This is a genomic window from Mucilaginibacter sp. P2_A5, assembly GCF_056404995.1.
Map to the genome: position 1 here is coordinate 1 of NZ_JBFUCY010000063.1, position 7,808 is coordinate 7,808.

A 7,808-nucleotide genomic window follows, 5' to 3' on the forward strand; every position below is an offset into this window, starting at 1 on the left:
GTAAACACATCGGCAATGCCATCGCCATTTGGCGAAACACCCTGGTGAACTGTTATGCCGTCATTTTGCATGTTGTCTGCAAGGCTCCCTACAACAGCAGGCAGGCTTAGGCTATGTTTATTTACAACTCCAACCAGGGCGGCGGGCCTGGTTATGGTTATGTTATAGGTTTTAGTGGTTACGCCATCATGGGCAGTAACCAGGGTTGTTACCAGGTTGTCGCCCACGTTCAGCGTTATTGTAGCCGGCGAAGCGTTAGTGCCATTTATGGTGAAAGTGGCATTGGGGTCGGTTGTTATCGCGGTTAGGGTAACTGTGCCAACTGTATCAGGTACTACTGTTGTATACTCCACATTAGTTGGTGTTGAGCTTACCAAAGCCAGTGCTGAATGCGGATTTAGGACCAATGAGATTAACCGGGCATTATTTGAACCCACCTTGTTTACTGTAACATAATAGGTTTTGGTAGTCACGCCATCCGGCGCTGTAACCACGGTAGGTATTATCGTGGGGCCGCTGTTAAGCGGTATCGGACCAGAAGCGGAACCGTTGCTTACCGCAACGCCATTTACCGTTACGGTTGCACCCGGTTGCTGCACCGAGGGGGTAAACGTTACACTGGTCACAGTTGGCTCAACAGAGGTAGTGTAATCTACGGCAGTGGTATTTGCACTGGTAAGAAACAGCGTCGACCCCGGGTTCATGACCAATGAGCTTAATGTGCCATTGTTTGATCCTGTCCTGTTTACCGTTACATTATAGGTTTTGGTTGTGATACCATCCGGCGCGGTTACCACTGTGGTTATTAAAGTAGGGCCGCTGTTAAGCGCTATTACTCCCGATGCGGAACCGCTGCTAACCGGTACGCCATTTACGGTTACCGTRGCATTTGCATCCTGTGTGGTAGGTGTAATTCTGATGCTGYTGACGGCAGGATCTACAGCGGTTGTGTAATTSACACTTGCRGGGCCAAATGCCGGAAACATTGCGCCGGGCGGATTCATGATCAAGGTGCTTAGGGTGGCATTATTTGATGCCCTGATTACCGTTACAGCATAAGTTTTGATAGTACTTCCATCGGGGGCAGTTACCAGGACAGTTATGGTGGTAGGGCCGGTGTTCAGCGTTATCGGACCCGAGGCGGAGCCGCTGCTTACGGCCACCCCGTTTACGGTTATTGTTGCACCAGCTTCAACTACTGTTGGTGTAAAGGTAACGGTGTTTATGGAGGGATCTACAGACGTTTTATAATTCACATTGCTTACGGTGGCGCTTGTCAGCAGCAGCGGAGAAGCCGGGCTCAGGATCAACGTGCTTAACGCACCGCTGTTTGACCCCGTTTTGTTTACCGTTACGGTATAGGTTTTTGTTGCAATGCCGTCCGGCGCAGTTACCACGGTAGTTATTAAAGTGGGGCCGCTATTAAGCGGTATGGGAGCCGATGCTGTACCGCTGGTTACCGGTACACCGTTTACTGTAATAGTGCCACTTGGATAAGTTGCTATTGGGGTAAGCGTTACGCTACTGGTTGTTGCGTCGACCCCGGTGGTATAATTTACTGTACCAACTGCTGAACTTGCCAGGATCAGCGGAGAACCCGGGTTCATGGTTAATGAACTTAGCGAAGGATTATTGGATGGGTTTACGGTGATGGTAAAAGTAACCGGCGCGCCGCTGCAGCTCAAGCCACCCGCAATAAAATTGCCATCTGAAATGGGTCCCTGACCTACAGGTATGGTAGCTATAACGGCATTTGTTATAGTATTAATAACCGAGACAGTGTTTGAATTATAATTTGCTACATAAACCTTGCTGCCATCTGAATTCATTGATAACCCATTGGCACCGGAACCAACTGTAATTGTCGCGATAACGGTATTGGTTATAGTGTTTATAACCGAAACGGTACCTGAATTGCCGTTTGTTACATAGATCCTATCCCCATCTGGGCTTACCGCTATTTGTCTCGGAGCTGATCCCACCGCTATCGTAGCAGTATGGGTATTGGTTATGGTATTGATCACATCAACGCCAGTATGTGTTGCATATAGCAGGCTTCCATCCTGGTTCAGCGCCAATCCTCCGGTAGCTCCTGGGATAGACGATACAACAGCATTGGTTGCTGTGTTGACCACCCGCAACTCACTACCGCTTGATATGTACAACAGGCTGCCGTCGGGACTTACAGCAATATCTTCAGGAATTGAGGTTGTACCCGAACTTAATGTTATGGTAGATACCACTGTATTGGTTGATGTGCTGATCTCAGAAATACTATTACCTGGATATGAATTAACAACATAAACCAAGCTACCATCAGGGCTTACTAAAACGGCATTTGGGGTTGCAGCTACAGCAATCGTAGTTACCACGGTATTAGTGACTGTATTGATCACCGACACTGTATTATCCTGTAGATTTGCCACATATACGCGGCTGCCATCTGGCGTTCTGCCTACCGCTGTTGGTCCCTTCCCCACAGGTATTGTAGCAATCACTGCATCAGTAACCGTGTTGATTACCGAGACATTATTGGAGTTAAAATTTGCTATATATGCAAAGCCTGCCGAAACCGGTGTAACGGTAATGGTAGCTGTAACGGGGGTACTGCCTGTATTTACGCCCGTAAAAGATGCTATATTCCCAATACCGCTTGCTGCAAGGCCTGCGCCGGGCGTATCATTAACCCAGGTAAAAGTATTGCCTGTGCCTGTAAAGTTAATAGCTGCGGTACTACCGCCGTTTGTAATTGTTTGGTTGGGTATGGTGTTTACTGTTGGCAATGTATTTATTGTTCCGGTTACCGCTACATTTTGGCTGGTTATGCCTGGTGAAGTTAGCGTCACGTTACCTGATATGCTGCCAACCGGCGCTGTTGCCGCCGACCGTACATAAATTAGGGTGCTATCTACCTTGCCCGCTACTTGTGTAATGGTTACAGCGCTGGCAAATCCGCTGCTGTAGGCAAGTGATACCTCAAAACCTGCTGGGGCTGTAGCGGTAATATTGCCTGTTAAACCATTGCCGGTAACCATAAACCGTTGCGTGTTTAATGAAGCACTGCCTAAACAAGCAGAAATAGTGCCTGCTGCTGTACCGCCATGAATGGCAGGAGGAGATGGGTTTACAGTAATAGTAAAGGTAGCCGCTGCGCCACTACAGCCGGTTCCGCTTGTGGCAAAGGATGCGGGGAATTTGCCTACAGAGAGATTGGATACTACAGTGTTTGATAATACATTGATCACAGAGACAACATTATTATTGTTTAATACAAACACCTGGTTACCATCGGCGCTTGGCGATATATCCGTAGGTGATTTGCCTGTCGGGATAGTAGAAACCACCGTATTTGACGTGGCATCGATCACGGAAACATTATTAGAATTTGTATTAGCAACATAAACCTTACTGCCATCAGGCGATATACACAGACCTTGGGGCTGCGATCCTACTGTAATAGTAGCTATTACTGTATTAGTTGCCGCATTGACGACCGATACAGCACCTGAGCCATTTATAATGTAGCAACGACTCCCATCAGGACTTATCGCAAAATAGCCCGGATCTGATAAAGGTATAGTAGCCACAACAGTGTTGGTTGAGGTATTGACAACCAAAACACTATTAACACTGGTTCCCAGGTACAAACGACCGCCATCAGGGCTTAACGATGTAGTATTAACGAAAACTCCCAGATTGATTGTAGTTATTACCGTATTTGTGGCTGTATTGACCACCGAGATGTTTTTTGATGAGCCATTCTCTACATAAACCCTGCTGCCATCAGGACTAACCGCTAAAAAAAACGGAGTTTCACCAACCGTTATAGTAGCTGCTATCGTATTGGTTGCGGTATTGATCACGGATAGAGTGTTGGAGTGTTCATTTGCTACATACAACCGGCTGTCATCCGGGCTTAATACCATGGCTCTCGGATTTATGCCAACCCTGATCGTAGCCATCACGGTGTTAGTTGCGGTATTAATAACCGAGATGTTATTTGAATAATAATTGGCCGTGTACACCCTGGTACCGTCATGGCTTAACGTAACGCCCTGGGGTGTTGTACCTACAGGTATTGTAGCTACAGTTTTATTAGTTGCAATATTGACCACCGAAACATTATCGTAATCTTGATTTGCAGCATATACCATTCCCGTAGATGCCGGGCTTACAGTAATTGTTGCAGTTACCGGGCTGGCAGTTTTATTAACAGCAGTAAATGAAGCGATTTTGCCGGTGCCGCTTGCTGCCAAACCAATGCCCGGAGTATCATTTACCCAGGTAAAGGTATTGCCGGTACCTGTAAAGTTAATGGTTGTGGTAGTATCGCCATTTACGACGGTTTGATTGGTGATTGGGTCGGCCACCGGCAATGCATTTATTCTGCCTGTTATAGCCACATTCTGGCTTGTGGCCCCTGTTGAACTCAGCACGACGTTGCCTGATATGGTACCGGCAGGTGCAGTAGCCGCCGACCGCACATATATCACGGTATTATTTACTGCGCCACCTGACTGCGTAAGCGTTACAGTGCCGGCATAACCGCTGCCCGAGGCAAGTGATAACTCGAAGCCTGTTGGGGCAGTTGCTATTATATTACCTGTTAAACCGGTGCCTGCAACTGTAAACTGTTGCAGGTTCGGGCTTGCCGAAGCGGTACCCTGGCATGCAGAAATATTGCCGGTAACAGTGCTGGCCACAATGGGCAGCGCCGCACTTACTGTACCTGTTACCGCCACATTCTGGGTAAACCCGGTTGACGTAAGTGTTATATTTCCTGATATAGAACCAACGGGCGCAGATGCAGCCGATCGAACATATACTGTGGTGTTTCCTGTTACACCCCCTGATTGGGTTATAGTTATGCTGCTGCTGTAACCACTGCCAGAAGCAAGGGACACTTCGACATTTGCCGGCGCTGTAGCAATAATGTCTCCGGTTAAATTAACCCCCGAAACTGTAAACTGTTTAATTTGTGGACTGACAGACGCCGTGCCGACAAATGCAAAAATATTCCCGGTTACTGCACTTAATGTTACTATTGGTGTTGAACTAATTGTTAAATTCAACGTTGCCGAACTGCTGCCGGAGCTATTGTAGGCCGTGGCAATATAGTTTGTTGCAGGCGATGTAGAAACGGGCGTACCGCTGATAATGCCTGTGGAGGCATTAAAGTTTAAACCGGCAGGCAAAAAAGGGGCTATATAGTATCCCCCCACAGGCTTTATTTTTTCAACTATATGCGTAAAACCGCTTGATCCGGTTGCATATAGATTTCCTGAGGCGTCTGTTGCTATTGCGGTGGGGCTTGACATAGTTCGAATAGTTGTTACAACGCCAGTACCCGCGGATATCTCTTTTATCCTTTGGGTGCCGGAATCAACAAAATACAAATTGCCTGAAGCATCCACTACCAGTCCGGTTGGACGATTACCGCTTCCAATAAAAACCGGACTACCGCCTCCGGCTGGTATTTCCCATATTATATTTCCTGTGTTTTCTGCAACAAATACATTGCCATTATTGTCAACAGCTATACCGGTTGGCGAACTAAACCCCATTCCCAAAACTATAATACTTCCCCCACCCGAAGGTATTTTCTTTATATAACCAGTTCCGGTATCAGCCACATATACATTACCCGCTGCGTCTACCGCTATACCCTGCGGCTGACTAAAACCACCTAAATTAATTGGGGTGCCACTCCCCCCGGGTATTTTCCATAAAGTACTTGACGACACGTAAAAATTATTTGCACCGTCTATTGCTATGGCGAATAGCTGATTAAAACTGGAGGAAAACACAACCTGTGGGCCGCCGTCGGCCGGTATTTTATATATTGTGGGTTTAACATTATTGTTGCCGGCATCGGCCACATACACATTGCCCGCAGCATCTACGGCTACACCTACCGGGTTAGCATATCCTGATCCAACGGTAGTCGCGCTGCTGCTATAAGCCGGGGCGGCAACCTGGCTGCTTGTAGGACTCAGTGGGGTAATTGCCACACCTGGCCGGTAAACCTGGGGCCCGCTGTAACTAATCACAGGCACCTGCGCAAATAATTTAACCGGCAGCAGAGTTATAAAAAAAACCATATATAATTCCCTGTAATTCAATAATCTATAAAGGAATGGTGAAATTGAAAGGAGTAGGTTTTTTTTCATAATGTTGGTTTAAAAACAGGAAATTTTAATAGCAATTAATACCTCTGCCACTGTATATAAACCGGGAGTCGGGGATAAAAAATAAAACCATGCCCATTTACACCGGTAGGCGTAGCCTATGGCCTGGATTGGTGAACATTTACCTGTGCTTTTTTTGACTTTTGGTTCCTGGTGCTTGATTCAGTTTTTTTATAAAGTGACTAAGGTCAGATATGCCCTGTTCCTAAAAAAAGATATAACCCCAAAACAGCCGTAAAATATCATCGTGATTTAACTGTTTGGTATGCCTTATTTAGGAATAGTTAATTTTCAATCGAAAATACTTAAAATGTTTTGAATCAAGCAGTAATTTCAAATTAAAAATGTACTGTAAAATAGCGAATAACTGAAATAGCCTTTGGGCCAATTGATGCCACGGTTCCGGCGGGATTGCTAAATCCTGTCAAAAAAAATGCAATGCTTAAAAAGCCCGTTATCCTCATATTAATATTTAATGATTAAATAGCCGGTTTTACGTTTCAACTGGCCTTTATTGCGGTATTCCAGCAAGTAATAATAAGTACCCGCATGCTGCATTGCGCCCGTTTTATTGGATCGCCCGTTAAATACCTTATTCGTATTATCATATCCCGCGGCTTCAAATACAGGTGCGCCGCTCCGGTCAACAATGGTTAATTTATTATCAGGATAAGCTGTAATGCCATCAATGGTAAACACATCGGCAATGCCATCGCCATTTGGCGAAACACCCTGGTGAACTGTTATGCCGTCATTTTGCATGTTGTCTGCAAGGCTCCCTACAACAGCAGGCAGGCTTAGGCTATGTTTATTTACAACTCCAACCAGGGCGGCGGGCCTGGTTATGGTTATGTTATAGGTTTTAGTGGTTACGCCATCATGGGCGGTAACCAGGGTTGTTACCAGGTTGTCGCCCACGTTCAGCGTTATTGTAGCCGGCGAAGCGTTAGTGCCGTTTATGGTGAAGGTAGCATTGGGGTCGGTTGTTATCGCGGTTAGGGTAACTGTGCCAACTGTATCGGGTACTACTGTTGTGTACTCCACATTAGTTGGTGTTGAGCTTACCAAAGCCAGTGCTGAATGAGGATTTAGGATCAACGCGTTTAACCGGGCATTATTTGAACCAACCTTGTTTACTGTAACATAATAGGTTTTGGTGGTCACGCCATCCGGCGCTGTAACCACCGTAGGTATTATCGTAGGGCCGCTGTTAAGCGCTATAGGACCAGAAGTGGTACCGCTCCTTACCGCAACGCCATTTACGGTTATAGTTGCACCCGGTTGCTGCACCGAGGGGTTAAACGTTACACTGGTCACGGTTGGCTCAACAGAGGTAGTGTAATCTACGGCAGTGGTATTTGCACTGGTAAGAAACAGCGTCGACCCCGGGTTCATGATCAATGCGTTTAATGTGCCATTGTTTGATCCTGTCCTGTTTACCGTTACATTATAGGTTTTGGTTGTGATACCATCCGGCGCGGTTACCACTGTGGTTATTAAAGTAGGGCCGCTGTTAAGCGCTATTACTCCCGATGCGGAACCGCTGCTAACCGGTACGCCATTTACGGTTACCGTGGCATTTGCATCCTGTGTGGTAGGTGTAATTCTGATGCTGCTGAC

General features: G+C 46.5%; 2 protein-coding genes. Both read right to left on the reverse strand.

Annotation, left to right across the window (positions count from 1 at the left end; translation table 11 throughout):
- A partial coding sequence (locus AC1DXF_RS29180; RefSeq protein ID WP_477452210.1) for a cadherin-like beta sandwich domain-containing protein occupies window positions 1-6,101 on the reverse strand: 6,101 nt, incomplete at its 3' end.
- 552 nt (window positions 6,102-6,653) lie between these two features.
- Window positions 6,654-7,808, reverse strand: a 1,155-nt coding sequence (locus AC1DXF_RS29185) for a cadherin-like beta sandwich domain-containing protein (protein ID WP_477452211.1), incomplete at its 5' end; no start/stop codon positions are given.